The 20,157-nt window shown below is 44.7% G+C and carries 15 protein-coding genes and 1 pseudogene; 6 read left to right on the top strand and 10 right to left on the bottom strand.

The annotated features are described in order from the left end of the window. Positions 1–39 precede the first annotated feature (39 nt). The gene (locus G9409_RS09890; protein ID WP_166808606.1) at positions 40–765 is read right to left on the bottom strand and encodes a S24 family peptidase; all 726 of its coding nucleotides are present in this window, start codon (positions 763–765) and stop codon (positions 40–42) included. Between the two features lie 861 nt (positions 766–1,626). On the opposite strand from G9409_RS09890, the gene G9409_RS09885 reads away from it, so the two are divergent. Further along, on the top strand, positions 1,627–2,412 hold the full coding sequence (locus G9409_RS09885) for a DUF1828 domain-containing protein (protein WP_166808679.1): 786 nt from the start codon (positions 1,627–1,629) through the stop codon (positions 2,410–2,412). Positions 2,413–2,434: 22 nt separating this feature from the next. Here G9409_RS09885 and G9409_RS09880 read toward each other — a convergent pair whose 3' ends face one another. From G9409_RS09880 to G9409_RS09840, 9 genes are all read right to left on the bottom strand, one after another. Continuing rightward, a complete protein-coding gene (locus tag G9409_RS09880) occupies positions 2,435–5,455 on the bottom strand; it encodes a type I restriction endonuclease subunit R (RefSeq protein WP_166808605.1) in 3,021 nt (1,006 codons plus the stop codon). A 38-nt stretch (positions 5,456–5,493) separates the two neighbouring features. Then, on the bottom strand, positions 5,494–6,879 hold the full coding sequence (locus G9409_RS09875) for an RNA-binding domain-containing protein (protein ID WP_166808604.1): 1,386 nt from the start codon (positions 6,877–6,879) through the stop codon (positions 5,494–5,496). Positions 6,880–6,899: 20 nt separating this feature from the next. Continuing rightward, complete coding sequence (locus tag G9409_RS09870) at positions 6,900–7,229, bottom strand: hypothetical protein (RefSeq protein WP_166808603.1); 330 nt, start codon at positions 7,227–7,229, stop codon at positions 6,900–6,902. A gap of 33 nt (positions 7,230–7,262) precedes the next feature. Beyond that, on the bottom strand, positions 7,263–10,130 hold the full coding sequence (locus tag G9409_RS09865) for a KGGVGR-motif variant AAA ATPase (RefSeq protein WP_166808602.1): 2,868 nt from the start codon (positions 10,128–10,130) through the stop codon (positions 7,263–7,265). Further along, positions 10,127–10,888 (bottom strand): hypothetical protein, encoded by a 762-nt coding sequence (locus tag G9409_RS09860; RefSeq protein ID WP_166808601.1) that lies wholly within the window; start codon positions 10,886–10,888, stop codon positions 10,127–10,129. The genes G9409_RS09865 and G9409_RS09860 overlap by 4 nt, the downstream gene beginning before the upstream one ends. A gap of 12 nt (positions 10,889–10,900) precedes the next feature. Continuing rightward, positions 10,901–11,458 (bottom strand): hypothetical protein, encoded by a 558-nt coding sequence (locus G9409_RS09855; protein ID WP_235923295.1) that lies wholly within the window; start codon positions 11,456–11,458, stop codon positions 10,901–10,903. Positions 11,459–11,493: 35 nt separating this feature from the next. Continuing rightward, positions 11,494–12,843, bottom strand: a complete 1,350-nt coding sequence (locus G9409_RS09850; protein WP_166808600.1) for a restriction endonuclease subunit S — start codon at positions 12,841–12,843, stop codon at positions 11,494–11,496. Next, on the bottom strand, positions 12,840–15,041 hold the full coding sequence (locus G9409_RS09845) for a type I restriction-modification system subunit M (RefSeq protein ID WP_166808599.1): 2,202 nt from the start codon (positions 15,039–15,041) through the stop codon (positions 12,840–12,842). The genes G9409_RS09850 and G9409_RS09845 overlap by 4 nt, the downstream gene beginning before the upstream one ends. Before the next feature lie 91 nt (positions 15,042–15,132). After that, positions 15,133–16,101, bottom strand: coding sequence for a COG2958 family protein (locus G9409_RS09840; RefSeq protein ID WP_166808598.1), 969 nt, complete (start codon positions 16,099–16,101; stop codon positions 15,133–15,135). A gap of 62 nt (positions 16,102–16,163) precedes the next feature. Here G9409_RS09840 and G9409_RS11955 point away from each other — a divergent pair, with 62 nt between their 5' ends. The 5 genes and pseudogenes from G9409_RS11955 (at position 16,164) to G9409_RS09815 (ending at position 19,932) form a co-directional block, all read left to right on the top strand. Continuing rightward, positions 16,164–17,000 carry a hypothetical protein gene (locus G9409_RS11955; protein ID WP_208019709.1) on the top strand — a complete coding sequence of 279 codons (837 nt, stop codon included), beginning with the start codon at positions 16,164–16,166 and terminating at the stop codon, positions 16,998–17,000. A 3-nt stretch (positions 17,001–17,003) separates the two neighbouring features. Then, positions 17,004–17,648 carry a hypothetical protein gene (locus tag G9409_RS09830; protein WP_166808597.1) on the top strand — a complete coding sequence of 215 codons (645 nt, stop codon included), beginning with the start codon at positions 17,004–17,006 and terminating at the stop codon, positions 17,646–17,648. Between the two features lie 67 nt (positions 17,649–17,715). Continuing rightward, positions 17,716–17,829 (top strand): annotated as a pseudogene (locus G9409_RS12215) (DUF3800 domain-containing protein); the annotation flags it as partial. Between the two features lie 72 nt (positions 17,830–17,901). Then, a complete protein-coding gene (locus G9409_RS09820; protein WP_166808595.1) occupies positions 17,902–18,639 on the top strand; it encodes a DUF3800 domain-containing protein in 738 nt (245 codons plus the stop codon). A 507-nt stretch (positions 18,640–19,146) separates the two neighbouring features. Then, a complete protein-coding gene (locus tag G9409_RS09815; RefSeq protein WP_166808594.1) occupies positions 19,147–19,932 on the top strand; it encodes a hypothetical protein in 786 nt (261 codons plus the stop codon). Positions 19,933–20,157 lie beyond the last annotated feature (225 nt).

Below are 20,157 nucleotides of genomic sequence, written 5' to 3'. Positions count from 1 at the left end.
TTGCGTTATCGTTACTTCGGAACAAAGTAATAGAGATGCCTAAGCGTAATGGCGCACTGCGGCCATAACCACACCCTGTATTCTGAAATCCATCTCCGGGTTGATTGCTATCGGCGGATAGCGCTTGTTTTCAGGCATAAGAGAGATGGTGCCGGTATTGCTGATGCAGAGCGTTTTGACGGTTACCTCACTGTTTATGCAGGCAACCACCACCTGGCCGTCCCGTGCGGTCGTTCTCGCCTCAACCATAAGGAGATCTCCCGGCATGATGCCGATATCAACCATGCTGTCACCGTTGACCTTCAGGGCATAGATATTCTTTTTACCCTGGGCCCATGATGCAGGCATATCAAGGTACTCTTCGATTTCATCCGAAGCGGGATCAGGCATCCCTGCCGGAACTGCGGAGCTGTAGAGCGGCACTTTGGCAAGAGAGGGACTTTCAGGCTCGATCGTGTTGATGACGAACTGCTGCATCTGCTTTTCAAGCATGGTGATTCTCCGGCTGAATTCATCAGGGGAGATGCCGCTCTCTTCCGGTTTTTTCAGCATGGATCCCTCCCCGGAGAGAAGCCACTCCGGATTGAGGGGGAACTCCTGGCATATTGAGATCAAAACAGAGGCTTTGGTGCCACCCTTGTCATTTTCAATTTCAGATACCCTGTTGCCGGAGAGCCCTATTTTTTCGCCAAACTCCTCCTGGCGAAGACCGAAGTGATCACGCACCGATTTGATGCGGGTACCGAGCGAGCAAGCTTGTTCCATGGTTGTGCGAGTCTGTGAAATTACCGTGGCTATTATCGGAATATCGATAATAATTTAGAATAAATCACTATAAACCGAGTAATTTCCTCTTTCTCACCTCCCGAATCCTCTCCGACCTTTTCCTCTTAATCCATCATCCAACATTCAAAATCTCTTCAGGCCTGAAATTTACCGGATAATTACGACCGAATTTCTTTCCGTGGTTTGCGGGCAATCGTATATTTTGTTTCTGAACAATGCGTTGCCTTACTTACTTGACTGGAGAAAGGTGAAAACGGAAAGGGCCTGCAAAGTATCGAATAGTCTCGGGATGTTCGCGTTCGTGTCATGCCGAACCGGTGGGAGGCATCTCTGTGCAATGCGGTTTGTGCCGATAACTGTTACCGGTGAATACCGTCCCGTAATTTGCCCATACAACCAGATAGCCCCTTCCGGATTTCCTCCAAGTTGGTTAATCGCGAGCCCATACGTCAATCATTATCGGCCCCAACCATTAAAGCTCAAATTTCGACGAAAGAGATTGTTGATTGTATCCGTGAAGGGAGGGAAAGGTAGAGCAATCCCCACAAGCCTCGAAAACCTCCGGGAAACATATCATAACCCATTGCACAGCATTCTGAGAGAACGGAATGAGGTAAGCGATTTTGTTTCGGTACCCTTCGAAAGTACAGTAAATCATGATCGTCCCGGAGTCCCCGCAGAGAGATATATCGCAGCAAACCAGAAACCTGATGGATTTGCTTGTGAGACAGATAAATACCATAATCTGAATGAAGCACTCTATTGCCTGCTCAAGGATTGCCGTATTGAGGGCATGACTTCAGATGAAGTCGGCATAAACCAGATTGATTTGTTTGATTGATGGTTATTGATGTAAAAATACTCCAGAACACACTTTGCAAGGCGATGTGCAGCGAAGTGCAGATAAGGGAAAAAACCGCTGGACTGCTTGCTGTTGATACTCCGTTTACATTTCCTGACGGGGATCAGTACCAGTTGTACATCAAGGTTATGCCGGGGGGACTGCTCAGGCTTACCGATATGGGTCATACCTTGATGCATCTGAGCTATGAGCACGATATCGACAAGTTCCGCGAAGGAACGAGGGGCGCTCTTTACGAGAAGATAAAGTCCGAAACATCTGTTGAGGAACATGATGGTTCCCTCTGCATTGATTCGACTTCTGAGCGACTTGCTTCTGATATTTTTCGTCTGGGGCAGGCGATTACGAGTATCAGTGACTTGACGTTTTTAAAAAGATCACGGGTAGAGTCCACATTCTACGAAGACCTCAGGGAGACTCTCTTCAGGTTTGTTCCTTCTGAAAATGTCACAAAGGATTATCTCTACGAAGGGATGGAAAATGCCTCAGATTATCCGATTGACTACAGGATCGAAGGAAAGGATGCGCCGGTTTTTCTCTTTGGTATTCCTAATCGGGATAAGGCAAAGACGGTTACCATTATCCTTGAGCATCTGCTCAGAACCCAGGCAAAATTTGACAGTGTGCTCGTGTTTTCCGATCAAAGCTCTCTGCCTCGCGCCGATCTTGCCCGGCTTACAAATGTGAGCGATACCATGATCTCTTCTCTTGATGCCGAGTCTGATTTCAGGCGCAAGCTTGAGAAAAAAGCTTGCCTTAACTGAACAGGCCTCCAGCTTCAGTTGTTCATCCCGCCTGCCGCGTTATCTTTTCGAAGACGTTGTGCATCAGCTTCTGAGCAATGAAGGTTTTGAAGGCTTCGTCGTTCATGATTCGGTTGAATATGGCTTCGTTGCCGTTCATGCGGTCGAGCAGCAGGGTTTCGAGGTGCTGGTTGAATACCGGTTCGAAGTTCGAGAGGGTGTTGGCCTCTGCGGCCTGCCGGATCTTTTCGTTCTCTGTGGCTGCAGCCTGCACCTGATCGAAAAAGAGCTGATCGGCAGGGGTGAAATCGGTGCCGAACCTTTCGTTGAGCTGCTCAACCAGCGTGGAGAGCGGCACCTCTTCATCAGCGCTTCCGGTACCGACCTCCTTTGGGCCAGCCAAAGGGGGAGCATCTCCCTCCCGGAGTGAAATGGAGCCTTCGCTGTACTTCTCCAGCCGGTAGTATTTCAACTGCACCTCATCATCTATTCTGACATTCTTTCCTGTCCCGCGAGGGAGCTTTGAGAGCAGGTAGCGCCCGAAGGTGTAGAGCTTTTCAAGACCTGAATCCTGATAGGGGATTACCTGCGAAAGGAATCCGTAGAGATTCCGGAAGCTCGTAAACTGGCTTTTGAAGAGTTCAATCTCCTCCTCTTCAAGCTTGATAACCCGTTCAACCACGACATCGAGGATGCTGTTCAGCTTTTTATGTTCGGTACCGGTAGGGTGCATACGATTGCTGAACCAGATTTCGCACCACGCGTTCACCTCCGACTGGTCATAAACCTTCCACTGGTCGAGTTTGTGTGCCAGTTCATTGAGCTGGTGCGGGTCGGTTTCTTCGCCTTGCCCGGTTGTTTCGTAATAGGGCTTGAAGGAGAGGTAGATCTCTTCCGGATCGTTAACAAAATCAAGCACAAAGGTACTCTCCTTGCCGGGGCAGGTGCGGTTCAGGCGTGAGAGGGTCTGAACGGCCTGAATGCCGGAGAGCCGTTTATCGACGTACATGGTATGCAGCAAAGGCTGGTCAAATCCTGTCTGATACTTTTCCGCCACCAGTAAAACCTGATACTCATCTGAAGCAAACCGCTCAGGCAGCTCTCGTTCCCTGATGCCATGGTTCATCTGTGTTTCGGTAAACCTGATACCGGGGTGGTCGTTAAGAGAGAGTTCGCCCGAGAAAGCGACGAGCGTTTTGATGTCGTGATATTTTTTTGCTTTCAGGTAGTTGTCGAACGCGAGTTTATAGCGCACGGCATGTTCGCGCGATCCGGTTACCACCATAGCTTTGGCCTGACCGCTGATTTTGTGGCGGGAGTGTGTGCGGAAATGCTCAACGATGATTTCAACTTTCTGCGTAATGTTATAGTCGTGCAGGTCAACATAACGGGCAAGTGCCCGCGCCGCCTTTCTTCTCGGCAGTTCAGGATCATCCTCTGCCGTACGGACCAATTGATAATATCGTTTGTAACAGGTGTATCCCTTCAGCACATCAAGAATAAACCCCTCTTCAATGGCCTGACGCATACTGTAGAGGTGGAACGGAGAGGTGCCGTTTTCTCCGGGCTCGTCAAACACCGCAAGCGTTTTGAACTTAGGTGTCGCGGTAAAGGCGAAAAAGCTCAGGTTCGGCTGTTTCGTGCGCTTGATCTGCTCCAGCAGCATGGAGCGTTTGGCCTCGTCTGAAATAGGTTCATCGTTCATGTCGAGTATCTGCTCGGCAATGGCCGATTCTATTCCTTCGCGGTTCAGAATTTTCTTTAGCTCCATGGCGGTTTCGCCACTCTGCGAGCTGTGTGCTTCGTCCACAATCACGGCGAACCGTCTGCCTGTAGTAGAGATGTCGATGCCCTGACCCTTCTTCTCAAGCGTTGCAAGAGCTTGTGTGATAAACGGGAACTTCTGTATGGTTGAAATGATGATCGGTACGCCGTCAGCGAGTGCCTTTGCAAGCTGTTGGGTGTTTTCGTCAATCTTTTGCACGACACCCTGCTTGTGCTCGAACTGGAAAATGGTATCCTGCAACTGCTGGTCAAGCACCACACGGTCGGTAATGACCACCACTGAATGGAAGATTTTTTCATTCCCGGCATCGTGCAGGGTTGAAAGCCGGTGGGCAAGCCAGGCAATGGAGTTCGATTTTCCTGAACCCGCAGAGTGCTGGATGAGGTAGTTGTGCCCTGAATTGTGCTGCCTGGCATGTTCGGCAAGTTTGCGCACCACATCAAGCTGATGGTAGCGGGGGAATATCATGCTTTCGCTTTGAAGCTTCTTCAGCCCTTTTCCGGTGGGAACAGTTTTTTCCTCAACCTGCAGGTGGAGGAATCGCCCGAGAATATCCATCAGACTCTTTTTTACCAGAACCTTCTCCCAGAGGTAGGAAGTGCGAAGCTCACCCTCAACCGGAGGGTTCCCTTTGCCGTGATTGTATCCTCTGTTGAAGGGGAGGAAGTACGAGCTTCCCCGTTCAAGTTTGGTGGTCATGCAGACCTCTTCGGTATCCACCGCAAAATGGACAAGGCAGCGCTGCTTGAAGGCAAAGAGGAGATCATTGGGATCACGATCGCAGTACTGCTGTTTGGCGTGTACTACGTTCTGCCCGGTCAGGTGATTTTTCAGCTCCATCGACACCACCGGCAAGCCGTTCACTGCAAGCACCATGTCAGGGATAGCTCCGCTCTCTGTTTCAAGCTGGCGGATTACGGTGAACCGGTTTTTATTGAACCGTTCCTGCGCAACAGGGTCCATGCCGGTATTCGGGGCAAAGAAGGCCATTCGCACTGTTTTGCCGAAACACTTGAATCCACTCCGGAGAATGGAGAGCATTCCCTTCGTTCGTAGTTCTCGCACAAGGCTCTCGATCAGCACAGCTTTTGCGTTCCCGTTGTTGAGCGTTGAAAACCGCTCCCAGAACTCCGGCTGGGTATCCTGAACAAACGCTACAACCTCATCGGGAAAGATCGCAAGCTTCTTGTCATAAGCCAACGGGTCGCCCTTGCTGTAGCCGCCATGGAGCAACAAGGATTGTTCTATGGAGTGCTCAAAGTTCAATTCTCTGTGCATGAGGGGGTCTGGATTGAAATGTTTGAAAGAGCATACGATTAAAGTACCTGCCAGTAACCGCCCTTTTTAGGGCCGATATGTTTTAATTGCTTTTTTTCCTGCAAGTTAGCCACCCTTTTTTCAGTTGCCCTCAATGAAATGCCCAGCGTTTTCGCCAATGCATGAAGAGTCAGTTCAGGATTCAGTCTGAACTGTTCGAGCACAGGATTATCGATTTCTACCGAACTTTCTACCGAACTTTCTACCGAACTTTCTACCGAACCGTCAATTGTTTTACGGTGAACAATGGCGGTAAACAAACAACCATCACGATCATCGATAAAGTCAATTTCCGGCCACGCATCAATTGCCCGTTTGATTCCAGAACCAAGCCCCCGGTATGGTAACAGACCCTTTGCAACATAGGAGACGAGAGTGGGATTACGGATATTGGAATTACCAGTTTTGATTTTGGCGACAGTCAGGTTGTTGGGCAGGTGACCCGGACTGATAATTTCAATTCGATTATCGAATAAAAACAGTCTGATTGGGGCGCTTACAAAATAATCGCGGTGTATCAGGGCATTAACCAGTAGTTCTTCAAAGACCACCGGCGGTATTTCAGGGGTTCCGGGTGCATTGATTCCCCTCCCAGCCTGCACCTTGTGCATGTTTCGCATCAAAAAGGCCATCGCGCCCTCAAAAATGGCTCCTAACGCTCCGGTAAAATCCTCAATATCCAGATACTCGCTTTGATGGATTTCATTGCCAGGAAAGCGAACCGCCTTAACAACAAATTGAGGTACAATCCATTCCGGTTTTTCGGCGAATAAAAGTACACAAGCAAGGTTCAGCTTTCCCGTGTCGGTAGCCAGATTCATATTCTGCAAAAGCTTTTTCAGCTTTTCATCTGTTTCAGGATACTCCTGTTGATAGGTTGTTTTAAGAAAATCCCTGAAACGAAGCTTATCGAGAGAGTCAACTTCTGCTTTTGAGGGAAGTTCATCAGCATGAAACTGATTGGTTATCTGAAACAATCGTCGTAACTCTTCCTTTGTATTGACTCGTCGCTTGTCAGCACCGCATTTGAGCCAGATCACACCGTTTTTATCGAAATAGGGTTTATCAATGCCTTTGGGTACGGTAAGAACAATGACAACGTTTCGATTTTCAAGGAGAATATTTTCAGTTTGTACCGTAAGCGGACTACGTACCAGATGGCTGGCGGCATTACTGATAAGCTGGTTGATGCGCGAAACATCACTGCTTTCAAGGCCCTTTATGGAGCCATTGTCCGCAACGCCAATGAGAATGGAGCCTCCCTCAGCATTGGCAAAAGCTGCCATTTCAGATGCCAGAGATTCAGCGTTCCGAATATCGGATTTGAACTGCCGGGCGCCATCTTCTCCCGAAGCAACCAAATCTATTAATTGTAAAAGGTTCATGGCACAGTTTCCGTTATTGTTCAGGCTGACAGGCTTTCCCTTTTTCCATACGAGTGAACATCCATTTTACCGGTGTGGAAACACATATACCCGCTTCGAAGAATGGAGAGCATCCCTTTGGTTCGCAGCTCCCGTACAAGGCTCTCGATCAGCACAGCTTTTGCGTTTCTGTTGTTAAGTGCAGAGAAGCGCTCCCATAACTCCGGCTGGGTATCCTGAACGAACGCAATAACCTCGTCAGGAAAGATTGCAAGCTTTTTGTCGAAAGCCAGCGGGTCGCTCTTTACATAGTCGCCATGCAGCAGCAACGATTGCTCTATGGATTGCTCGAAGTCGGATTCTTTGTGCATAAGGGGTGGTGTTACCAACTCAAAAAATAAGGTTTATAAGGCGTTCAGAATATCTTTTACCAACGACCAGTTCTTTTGAAATTCAGCGTAGAAGGGATAGTTCTTTACGAGTTCACTAAAAAATGCTTCTGCCTGTTCAAAATATCGACGAGCTTTTGCCCAATCGGCGCGCTCATCTCTGTAGAAAAGCCCTAACTTCGCATACGAAATGGCGAGCCCGTTTTTGAAGGAGACATTTTGTGGATATTCCTCGTAGAGCTCTTCAAATAAAAGGGTTTCATCATCAAAGAATGTCAGGGCTTTGACGTGATTGCCGAGAGCGGAGTGAGTTACGCCGAGTTTTTCATACGAAATGGCAAGTCCGTTTTTGAAGGAGGCATTTTGTGGATATTCCTCATAAAGCTCTTTACCTAAACGGGATCGTTCATCAAAGAATGTCAGGGCTTTGTCGAGATTGCCGAGAGCGGAGTGAATTACGCCGAGTTTTTCATACGAAATGGCGAGCTCGTTTTTGAAGGAGACATTTTGTGGATATTCCTCATAGAGCTCTTTACCTAAACGGGATCGTTCATCAAAGAATGTCAGGGCTTTGTCGAGATTGCCGAGAGCGGAGTGAGTTACGCCGAGTTTTTCATACGAAATGGCGAGCCCATTTTTGAAGGAGACATTTTGTGGATATTCCTCATAGAGCTCTTTATTTAATTGGGCATTCTGCTCAAAAAAGGTCAAAGCTTTGTTGAGATTTCCTGTTGTTTTATGAAAATTACCTACGAGACCTAATAGTGGACTTATGTTTTCTTTATGTTGTAAAATAACAGCAAGACAAAGTATGCTTTCTGCATATCGGGCATAAAGAGCTCCCTTATCAAAGCTGATTGTTACTAAATTGCCGGTTCCTGCTTCATAATCAAGCTTTTTCGTGAGTGTGGTGATCAGAAGTTCACTATGCACAAAAAGCTTTTCCTTGTTCTGGAATCGGGTAACTTCCTGCACAATAGGGCTGCACTTAAAACTGTTGGAATTGTCATTAAATTCTATCCACCCTTTTTGGGCAAGGTTTAGCAAAGTTTTGTCGAGATTTTCAATGTTGGGCAACAACTCCTCAACTGATGAATATGCTATCGGTTCTGCCGGAAGCAGCGCAAACACCGAGAGCATACCTTTTTCCACCTCATCGAGTTCCATGAGGTTATACATAACCGAAAGAATTGCTTCCGGTTTTTCTTTATGCAGCCTTATTCCATAGTTATTATATGATGTATTTATCTTTTCACTTTGGCTTATTCCAAATAATCCTTTTCCTTTTAGATCTTCAAGTAATAAACTTAGTGTATATCTTTTGCGGAGCTGATTGTTGAGGTTGCTAAGGTTTTTTGACAGCAATTCAATAACCAGTGTGTTGTATCCGACTGCCTGCAAAATCTGATTTAGTAACCCATCTTCTTCAGGGTTATGGGCTGGATAGTGGGCTTTAAATAGTTTGAATGCATCTTCTTTGTCAAGAGGGGTTATTGTGTATTTTTTAGCTTTCCAAAAAAATGATATTCTGGTTGTGATCAGAATATGAAAATTGTTTAATTCCGCGAAGAAGTGGTAATAGGCTTCGAGATCTTCCTTGTTATTTACGTTATCAATGACCAGCAAGCAGGGCTTTTTCAGTTTTGCCATTTCAGGGAGCAGAGTCTTAATTCGATCATTTTTCGTCATCAAATCAGGGAATGTTACGTGTAACACATGTGCTAATGATAGTATGGCATCAGCGAAGTTTTTATCAACAAAAATCCAAGCTAAGTGATTATATTCTTCGCTATATGTATGATAGTACTTTGATGTGAAGGATGTTTTGCCAATTCCTCCTTCACCAGATATAATTAATAGATTTCCGGATGAAAAAAGTATATCGCGTACTGCCTTTAGTTCACTTGTGCGTCCAAAAAAAGCATCAGGAAATAATGGTGATATGCTAAGGAATTTTTTAAAAGATTGTTTGTTTTCTATGTAATTCCAAATGTTTATAAATTGTTCTTGGATACTGCCTGGAGTTATTTCTTTTTTTTTCTTATCGAATATCAATGTCTCTCCATATGCTAACTCAATAACATAATCAATAGATGTATCTCGAATATATTGATAGATATCTTTGTTGACGCTATTATTGTTTAGGGATTCTTTTATGATATTTTTAAATTTATTTACAAATATATTTTTCCATTCGTTTGACTTCTTGCTATGAGAGGCATCAAGCCGTGAAAGAATTGGCAGTATGATTGGCTTCTCTCGTTCGTTTTTTGTGAATTTATTCGCTAAAATAAGTGATGCTATTTCAAATCCACCATTAATATTTTGTAGGGCTGGTGTGGTAATAATTATGTTTATATCAGGCAATTGTATATTGCATATGCCAAGATAGTCGTTATTTCCTGTTCTACTATCAATAAGAATATAGTCGTATTTTGATTCTTTTAGTTTTTCTTTAATAAATTCTAAATGGTATTTGCCGTCTAGGTTTTCGTAATAATCAAACCAGTCAAAGTTATTTATTGCGATAGAAAAATTCCTTTTATTGTAATTTGCTGCCGGTAATAAGTCGACTTCTCCTCCTTTACCGTTTAAAAGTATATTAAATGAGAAATCAAATATCGGTAAATTATTTTCGTTTATTATCTCGCCTGACCGAACAGTGTGGATGTAATCTTCAAAAACATCTATTAAGCCGCGATTGATTATTTTTCGTTCACAGTTAAAGAATAAATCAATGCCCGGGGCATCTAAATCCCAATCTATAATAAGTATTTTTTTGTTCTCATATATGCAAAGATATGCGGCTAAATTTGCAACTAGTTGACTTCTGCCTGAGCCTCCTTTGAAGGAGTAAAAAGATATTATATTATTTTTATTCATCGCCCATCGGGTCTTAGTATGTCTAATGCTTCGTTTTTAAATTTAGCAAATAGTGATCCGGAATTAGCCGATTTAATTTTTAGGATTTTTGCGAACGAAGTTAGTCCCCTAAAAAATTGTGTACTATCTTTTGCTTCTATAATAATGTTAGAGTAGGATTGATTATAGCTTTTATATCTCGCGCACATTCTTGGGAAGAAATTAGCGCAATATTTTTTGTAATAATCTTTAGTTTTAGGATTAATGTTCTCGTCGAGAGGTAAAAGAAATCCTCCGATATGCATTTTATGGTCTATCGAATTTGTGAAATTTATTTTTTTATCATCTAAAGCTAAGCCATCAGTAATTATGACTATTTTTGACAGGAAAACGTCTTCAAATTCTACGATTGAAGAGATTTCTGTTGTCTCAGCGTAATTAAAATTTAAATAACGAACTTTATATCCTGATTCTTTTTCATATTCAAGAAGAAGCTCTGTTATGGTTTTTTCGTTGAACGGCTTCCATTCTAAAGAATTGTTATTATAATAATTGCTAATTGAAGAAAGTTCTGGAATTTGACTTATAGTATTTATGTTTTCACAGAGAATTATAACAAACAATTCTTGTTGAGTATTTTCATTAATTGCACTTGTTATCTCTTTAATTATTTCATTTGAATCATATTGAAATATTTGTATGCTGATATTCCCGCTTTCAAATGTTTCAATATAAACTGATTTATCACCCAATGTTGTTTCGCGTTTCTCTTCAGCCATGATGGGTATGGTTTACTGTACAGTGAGAGTTATATTACCTCCGTTTTCAATATAAACACTTTTTTTGCCTTGATTTATAGTGCGGGTAACGATATCATTTTTCTTAAAGTCCGCATCTTCAAGCCGCTCAAGCTCTTTATTGAACTGGTTCCAGAGGTCATTGCTGTCGGTATAGGTGGCATAAAAGTGACCTAATGCAGCAAGTTTGTTTTTGAATACTTGCAGGCTTGGATCGGGGGTTGTCGTCGGATCTTTGAACCAAGTAAAAATGAATGGTTTCTTGGTTGTTTTGAATGCTCCGAAAGCGGTATCAAATTCTTCGGCAGTGTACATCCCGACTTTGTTGCAAGCAAGAAGCACAAAAAGATCAGCGTCTTTAATCTTCTTGTTATACTCATCCTGTGAACGTGTGCATGAAATTCTTGAAGAGAGGTCTTCCCAGATTTCAAGATGGAGGAAAATCTCTTTTTTAGCCCAGGCTTTGTTTTTACGATTGATCTCGATTTCAAACTGCTCGCGATCATGTTTCAGCTCATTTGATGAGGCGAGGAAAATTTTTATTGTTTTCATGGTACAGTTTCCGTTATTGTTCAGGGTGACAGGCTTTACTTTTTTCCATGCAAGTGAACATCCATTTTACCGGTTACAGTATCGGTGATGAGCGCATTTCGGTACTCTTTGAGTCGTTCGATTGCTTCAGTAACTTGTGCTTTCTGACGATCTATTGTCGCTGTTGTATTGTCAAGGAATTTGGTAATAGCTTGCTGTTCTTCAATTGGGGGTACTGCTGTGGCGATATTCAAAAAAGAATCCTGAGAAAGATTTTTCATGCTTCCGCTCGTTCCTGTTGCAAGAACACCTGTAAGTTTTATAACAGTATCTGAGATAATAAGGTACCATGCATATTTCCCGACCATCTTTTTGTGGTTTTCGAATCGTGCTATCCAAAGTCGGTCAGGCAAAAATAGATTCGGATAATCGAACTCAACATAACCGCAGCTTCCAACCAAGTCCGGGGTGTTCATTCTACTTATGATAACACTGTCTTTGGTTACTGAACAAGCGACTTGTTCCGTCTCTTCATCAATTACTTTTTTATTCTCTTCTGGAGAGAATCTGTTTCCGTAAACACAGCTTGTTTTAAGGACTCCAATCGAATCTTGGTCAGAAGGAAATGCATCAGAATTGACACTTACACCTGAATACAAACGAGGAAATAGGAATTTTATACGTGTCACCTTCCAGTGTGTCGGCACTCTCCCAATCCACTCAACACCAGACTCTTTCATCGGCGCTGACGGGTCAATCCCTTTAGTGACGGCCTGGGTGATGAGGGCGGTGCGTTTTTCGTCGAGTTTTTTGAGCAGCTCCTCTTTTTTTGTAATCAGTTCGTCGATTTGTGCTGTTTTCCGGTCAAGGAAGCTTGCAATGGCTTGCTGTTCTTCGAGAGGGGGATATGGTAATTTGAAACTGGCAAGGCTTTGACGGGGGAGTTCCATAAAAGTGCTGCCTTGTCCCAAGCTTTGCAATGCTGGTTTTGCTGATAACAGGGTGTAATACCAATATCCAGAACAACTGTTTTCAGGTTCAAGAATTCTGCATCCCTGATTGCAGCATGCCGGCACTGTTGAAAGAGCAATATGCCCGATGGGTGCACGAGTTGAAAGAACTAAACTGTTCGCTTTTGCAAGAGAAGTGCCGCAGCTTTTATAGCCATCTTCAGTTATTTTTTTTCTGCTCTCCGAGATATTGTTTTGCTGGTTATTGCCTAAATCTTCAGGTGTGAACCATGTAATATCGCCATCCCAGAAAAGTTCTTCACCGCTTTTTGGAGTTGATCCACTAAAAATCCTGAAAACGTGTCTTGTTTGTTTTACCTCCCAGTGTTCCGGAATTTCCCCGATCCACTCCACTCCGGAATTCTTGTATGCCGGATATTTTTGATGGCGGCTCATTCAACAACCTCCCGGAGCAGGGCAAGAATATCTGCTTCCAGAGCTTTTATGTCGGCCTCAATCTCTTCCAGCGGGCGGGGTGGTTTGTAGACGTAGAAGTGCCGGGTGAGGGGGATTTCGTAACCGACTTTTGTTTTGCTGTGGTCTATCCATGCGTCACTGACGTGCGGCAGTACCTCTCGCTTGAGATACTCTTCGCAGTGGCTTTGCACCAGCTTGAGGAGCTTGCTGTTATTGGCGTCTTTATCGTAGCCGATCGGCAGCGGCAGGCAGGTGTCGTCAGGAAGCGGGAGCAGTTCCGTGTCGCGAAGTTCAGGATCGGGTTCCGGGTTGCCTTTGCTGTCACGGCAGATTTCCGCTTTCTCGTCACGCTGGCCGAGTGCATTGAGTATTGCCTTTTTCAGCGGAGCATCAATTTTTATATCAGCACTTTTCAGTGCGTCATCCAATGCTTTTGCAAAGAGAGGGCGGTCGCGGTAAAGTGTTTCACTATCCATGCCTTGCAGGGCTTCAAGCAGAGCCTGCTGTAAGACTTTGCCATTCTGGAATGCCTCGGCCTGTGCTTCGACGGATTTCTTTTTACTCAGTATCAGGTTATGGAATGCGGTTTCGGTTTTAAGTAGTTCAATGCGTTCGGGGCTCGCCTGAAAGTTGAGGCGCAGGGGGCGTTCAACGGTCATTTTCAGATAGCCGAAATCGATGTTGCGGAAGATTTTGGAGCATATTCTTTTCTCTTCACTGCCGTTGTTCTCTGTAGTGCATTCAGCGTTCTGCCGGAAGTTGCCGTAAAGTTTTACCAGTTCACTGATATGATCATCGGAGAGCTCGTTGCGCTTGTTGCCCATGCTCTTTTTCATCTTGCGGAAATGACGGGTTCCGTCGATGAGCTGCACATATCCTTTGCGCTCTTCAGGCTTCTTGTTGGTGACAATCCAGACGTAGGTGAAGATGCCGGTGTTGTAGAACATCTGGTCGGGCAGGGCGATTACCGCATCGAGCCAGTCGTTTTCAATGATCCAGCGCCGGATATTGCTTTCACCGCTTCCGGCATCGCTGGTGAAGAGGGGAGAGCCGTTAAAGACAATGGCAATTCGTGATCCGTCGCCACCGCTCTGCGGGGAAGAGTGGAATTTGGATATCATATGTTGCAAAAAGAGCAGCGAGCCGTCGTTGATGCGCGGCACTCCGGCTCCGAAACGTCCGCTGAAACCAAGTTCGGCTTCATCATCCACATAACTCTTTTCAGGTTTCCACTCCACACCGAAGGGCGGATTGGAGAGCATGAAGTGAAACTCTTTGTCGGGGTGGCCGTCCTGCGGGACAAAGTTGTAGGCTCGGCTTTTTGCATCCTTGATGCCGAGCGTATCGCCATAGACAAGGTTGGCAATCTCTTCGTCCTTGATGAGCAGGTCGGAACAGCAGATAGCGTAGGATTCCGGGTTGTACTCCTGCCCGAAAAGCTCAATGTTGGCGTCACGGTTTTTGCGCTTGATGTACTCTTCTGCAACCGAGAGCATACCGCCGGTTCCTGCTGTCGGGTCGTAGATGGAGCTGTATTTTCCGGCTTTGAAAACCTCATTCTCATAGACGAACATCAACTCAACCATGAGGCGGATAACTTCGCGCGGGGTGAAGTGATCTCCAGCTTCTTCATTGGCCTGTTCGTTGAATTTTCGTACCAGTTCCTCGAAGAGGTAACCCATCTGAAGGTTCGAGAGCTTGGCAGGTGAGAGGTCAATCTCTGTGCTGCAGAACTCTTTCACTATCAGAAAAAGGCGGTTGCTGTCGTCAAGCTTTTCAATCTCCTTTTCAAACTCGAATTTTTCGAAGATGTCGCGGACACGGGGTGAAAAACCCCTGATGTAGGAGATCAGATTGTCAGCAATATTCGGAGCATCCCCAAGCAGTTTCTGAAACGTGAACGGGCTGGTGTTGTAGAGCGCCTGCTTGCGGTTGCCGCCGTTGGCAACTCTTGAGAGCGCGGCTTCAAGCGCCGGGCCGGTCATATTTTTCTTTTTCAGTCTCTCCAGCTCAGCAAGTACCTGATCTTTTGTTGGCTCAAGCACCAGGTCGAGACGGCGCAGAATGGTCATGGGCAGCATGACGTGCCGGTACTGTGGTGGGCGGTATGGGCCCCTGAGCTTGTTGGCGATATTCCAGATAAATCCTGCGAGATCCTGATGATTGCTTGATGCCATGGTGATGCGGTACTGCTTGGTATTACGGGAAAAAATAGTGATAACTCTTTTTCAGAAAGAGTGTTGTGTGATTGTGTTTTTGCTCTTGCAGCTATTCAAGTACGTCAATGTGCAACTTCGAGCGGATGTACTCCTTGATCTCTTTGTGCACCTCGTCATATTCCGAGCGATGGAGACGTTTTGATTCAAAGTCTATCTTGACATCCTGAAGAAATTTTTCAAAATCTTTGTTCTGCAGGCAAAGCTTGTTGATAGTCTCCCAGTCAAGAGCCTCTTTGCGGTGTGCAGGGTAGAGAATTGTTGATGCGTCGATATCCGCGAGATCGAGATGGATGATTCCAATGCCGAATGAAGAGGCAAGGCGTTCGAGTTCAGAGAGGAAGTCGTCATTCTGCAATATGTTCGGAGCAACAAGATACCCTTCATGAGCCCATGATGAGTTTGAAACTGCCTGAAAAAAGGCTTCACGGTAATTGGCCCTGTTAAGCTGTTTTTTTAGCTCAAAGGAAAATAGCCGGAGTGAGTTGTTATCCGATAACCGGTTGAGCTCTATAACCTCTGATTTCCAGTCCTTTATAGGCAGGTAAAAACCTACCATGTCTGGGTGTACCCACTCGTTATAACCCGCTTTCTGTGATTTTTCGTGGAAGATCGTTTTGGTGAGGATCGGGCGGCCTCTGTTGAAAGAAAGGTTTGCATAGGCAAAATAGGCAAGAAGGGGATGAAGGTCCCGTTCCTGATATTTGACAGTGTTATCCTTTGTTTTGGCCTCTGCCTTTTCGATTACCGATATGATATCAGAAGGCAACTCTTTTTCGCGTGAGGCAAGAAAAAAACGGGCTGGTCGTTCACCTGCCTTGATGAACCTTGACTGGTCATTGTCACGCACCTCAATGTAGAGTTGAGCACCAAGACTTTGCCATGGGGTTTTACCTGACGTCCGAATCTTTTCGGTAAGCCCACTCTCTTTTCCCTTGTTCCATATCTCCTGATAGGTCAGCGGAGCCGGAGATTGCAGCAGCACCTCGTAAGCCAGGTCAAGAAAAGAGTATCCAGCCATGATTGATGGTATATCTGTTGAAGAGGTAATACTTTAATGTACAATAAATTTACGTTGTGCGCATGGTTGAATTTCGTAGATTTAAAAGAGAACTCGGGGAAGTTCACAACTATTTCAACTTGATAATGTTCAACAAAAATTCTTATTCCGTGGTTAACAGGGAAGAGCGGTTCTTTTGCTTCTTGTTTGCCCATGCGCTTTTATCTTCAAGGGCAGTCAGAGTTGGTTTTGCTGAACTTGCAAAAAGTAAGTGTGATATAGCGCTTCATCCCGATAATCTTGAAGTCTATGTGGAAGTAGCTGCGCTTCGAGATTACTGGTACGACCTTGGCAAACCTGATGAGTATTTAAAAGACACCCATAACCTGAGACGAGTCGTTCTTGAGAAGATCCTCGAAATTCGCGATGTTCCACTCGCCTCGCTTGATCAGCATGAGCTTTTCTGGACCACCCCCAAAAGAGAAAAACTCTGGAGCCCAAGCCATTGGGGCATAGAAGAGCTGAAAAACGCTGGTCTGGAGAAGCTGAAGCAGGTGCGCTGGGCCTTTAACGCCAAGCCAGATATTTTGCTTGTCTCCCCAAAAACAATGCTTGTAATCGAAGCCAAACTCGAATCCGGCGAAGGCCGCAAAGACGAAACCGGTTACAAACAGTATGACATTTTACCGTTGATTGTTGAGTTGTGGGAAAAACTTATCCCTGAATTCCAAAAAAGAAAAATGGTGCAAGCCAAACTGGAACGGCAAGCTTCCGGTAGTAACACAGTCACGTGGTCAGACATTATCGAGATTATTAACGCTTCCGACATCGACCCATTCACCCGAAATGCGATGGCTCAACTGAACCGTTACTACACGAAAAAAGAGATTCCAATTCAAAATCGGGTACATAATCAATAATGCATGGATACTGAAAAGTCTATCAAACTTTTAACCGATGCATTTAAAACCATTTTGGGAGTATCGGGAAGAGCATTTGGCGATAAATCCAAACCATACGATGGTATGAGTGACGATGCCGAAGGTGTTCAATGGAATGTTGCGACTTTTAAGGATAAACCGGAACGAGCCAGGCTTGGTGTCAATCTTGAGGGCATGAAGTATGATGATTGGCCAATCGCCAGATTCATTGAGGGCGAATTGAAAAGCAGAGCATTGCTTTCATTGCCGGTTGAAAAAGATAAAATTTACATTGGTTTTTTTCGCGATGCGTGGCAAGTAACCAATAGACCTGCTATAGAAGAGCGAAGCCTTGGTTGTAGCGGTATTTTGCTTGAAGAGATGACCGGTTTTCAGTGGAAAAAAACACTTGATGAGGCTTATGCCTGTCTTGATCCTCAAAACAATCATAGAGGACGAGCAAAACAGGAAGTAACACTTTCCAAAAGCGGTATGCTCAAGATGATGGAAGTATCTCCTCATCTTCAAATTTATACGACGATATGGTCAAACTTTCCCTCTGATGTCGAGGAGGCAAAAACACTGATGCAAAAGGGTTTTGATCGCTTGATGCCGGTGTATGAGTATGTCAGAACGTGTGTTCGATGAGTTTTTTAGGATGAAAACCTGAGTGGAGACTTTTAAACAACAATCTCTCCCGAGATGGAGTGATACTATGAGCGAGATTTTCAATATCTACTGCGACGAATCCTGTCATTTGGAGAATGATCGACATAAAGCAATGGTGCTTGGTGCTGTCTGGTGTCCGCTGGATGAAAGTCGTATAATACTTAGGGTCTTCTTTCCGTAAGTCAAATATTTTTGTGTATAGGTCAAGGTATAAATCCTTATTTCTTTACCGATGGATGGTATTCCTTATAGCGATTATCTCATTTTTGTCGATGAAAGTGGCGACCATGGCCTTGTCACGCTGGATAAGGAGTTTCCCGTGTTTGCACTGGTGTTTTGCATCATCAGCAAGCACGATTATTTAAACTTTCTTGTGCCGACTGTTCAAAAGTTGAAACTTGATATATGGGGTCACGACCAGGTGATACTGCATGAACGGGATATCCGAAAAGAAAGCGGCATATTCGCAACGTTGAGAACGAACAGAGCCTTGCGAGAAGAGTTTTTGGAAAGGCTTACTCAAATCATTGCCGATGCACCCATACAGCTTATCACATCAATCATTGACAAACCGAAACTGCTGAGCAAGTATGCCACTCCTTTCAACCCCTATGAGTTGGCATTACGTTTCTGTATGGAGAGGATTTTGACCTACTTGAGCAGTCAGGGAGAGACAGGGAAGCGATTACATGTGCTTCTCGAAGCACGGGGAAAAATTGAAGATGCCCAGCTTGAGCTCGAGTTCCGGCGTATTTGTGCCAATCAGTGCGACTGGTATTACAAATCGACGGATTTTCAGAAAATGAAGTTTGAGCCTGTTTTTGTACCGAAAGCAAGCAACTCAACCGGCCTGCAAATAGCTGACCTTGTTGCGCGGCCACTGGCACTTCAGTACTTGCGGCCCACTCAATCCAACAGAACCTACGAAATCTTGAAAAGCAAAGAGCTGAATAGAAAAGTTTTCCCATAAAAACAAAAAGGCCTCGGAAAAAGTCCAAAGCCTCATTGTCGACCGGGAAAAGCCCAATCCTTTGACATAATTTACCTGAAAAGCACTCTCTTTGCAATTATTTTTGCAAAAAAAAGAAAGGCCGCTGATTCGCTACGCTGGTACAACAGGCCGAAACCTCGATAGATTCAAAGCTAATAGGCCCTAAATTCGCTTATAACATAAATGTGGTTCCGGGACGTTCATAACTGCTTCAACTAAATCCTTTTACCAAAACTAATTCATCTCTTGAATGGCTATCAACGACCCATCAAGCAGAGAAATGAAGCGGATTTCAACGTGATGAAGTGTCGTGGAGCATTCTCTCAATTGCATGATTGTCATAGGCAGAAAATCCCACTTAGTTTGAGAAGGATTTCAAGAGCCAATTATTGATGGAAATTGGATAAACTTCACAGGAGCAAGATATTTAGGATACTGATTAACGAAGACCTTTATAACTAATATGTGGCAATAAAGGAGATTCTGATGAGAATAGTCACAAGGATAGGGATTCTATTGCTTATCGTAGGAATGCAAGGCTGTGCGACCTACGGAAGATTAAGTGGAGTGCCATCGGATGGACAGAAATCAGTCTTCAAAGATGGTCGAAAGACACTCATATCAATAAAACAAAATATCGTAGCCGTATCGCCTGATACGGAAATCGTTACCAGTGGCCAACGAGGTGACTTCGTCATAGCGGTAAATAACGGGACATCTCAAGACATCCTCTTTTCTACAGAACATATAACTGCATCAGCAGATACCAATGGCCAACTCAGCATGCTTAAGGTCTTTAGCTACGATGAGTTGATAGCTGAAGAAAAGAAACGCCAAGCATGGGCTGCGGTTGGAGCCGCGTTGCAAGGTTTCGCCGATTCAATGAATGCTGCAAATGCAGGTTACTCCAATACCAGTGGGACCTATTCCGGTTCGGTATATTCTAACTATGGCAAGAGTGCGAATGTTTACGGTAGCTACTCAAGCACCACCTATAACTCCGCTGCTGCACAGGCCGCCCGAAATACAGCACAGGCAAATTCTGAAGCACGCTTTGCTCGCTTGCAGGTAGAGGGGCGTGAAAACCTGAAGAACCTGTCATCAACAATTCTGAAAAAGGAAACAATATTTCCAGGTGCATGGCAGGGTGGCATTGTGAAAGTTGCATTACCTGAAGTAGTGCAGCAACCCCAGGAAATTAAGCTTGTTGTAACTGTAGCCGGAGAGCCTCATGAGTTTACATTCACGCAGGAAAAAGTACAGGGCAAATAAATGCATAACAGTGAAGCAGGGACGTTCATAACCAGTAAACATGCGGAAGCAGTTCAGGATCTTAGTGTTCAAGGCGGGAGGCTCAGGTAAAGGTGGAGAGGGTCTGTACAGAAAACTGTGTAAACGGCCATTTGTCATAACGGAATTCTGCCCTCAAATTTAATGGAAAGCTGATTGATAACCGAGCCCCAGTTCCGAATCGGCATCGTCCATTTTTTCGAGATG

Source organism: Candidatus Chlorobium masyuteum (genome assembly GCF_011601315.1).
In the GTDB taxonomy this organism is placed as follows: Bacteria; Bacteroidota; Chlorobiia; order Chlorobiales; family Chlorobiaceae; genus Chlorobium; species Chlorobium masyuteum.
The sequence above is the reverse complement of the archived record's forward strand: the minus strand, read 5'-3'. Positions and strand labels throughout refer to the sequence as shown.